Source organism: Heyndrickxia coagulans DSM 1 = ATCC 7050 (genome assembly GCF_000290615.1).
GTDB lineage: Bacteria > Bacillota > Bacilli > Bacillales > Bacillaceae_C > Weizmannia > Weizmannia coagulans.
Map to the genome: position 1 here is coordinate 1 of NZ_ALAS01000078.1, position 315 is coordinate 315.

Here is a 315-nt window from a genome sequence, read left to right on the forward strand (position 1 = left end):
AATTTCAATTTTTTCTTCTTGTCTCCCTTCTTCTCTTCCTTCTTTTCTTGCTTCTTGCTTTAGTTCATCCTCATACGTTATCATCGTGCCACCCTCCCATTTCAAAGCCATCAGCCCTTATTCCTTTTCCAACTTCTCCTTTATTTCAAGGATCTTTTTTTCGGAAAGGCCTGTTGCTTTTTTGATAAAATCGAGGGATGACCCTAGTTTAATAAGGTTTCGGGTAATTTCAATTTTTTCTTCTTGTCTCCCTTCTTCTCTTCCTTCTTTTCTTGCTTCTTGCTTTAGTTCATCCTCATACGTTATCATCGTGCC

General features: G+C 38.1%; 1 protein-coding gene. It reads right to left on the bottom strand.

Annotated elements, in window-relative coordinates; all coding sequences use genetic code 11:
- Window positions 1-117: 117 nt before the first annotated feature.
- Window positions 118-315 (bottom strand): RpnC/YadD family protein (locus tag IC21_RS03230; RefSeq protein ID WP_050996471.1); only part of this gene is annotated, 198 nt, incomplete at its 5' end.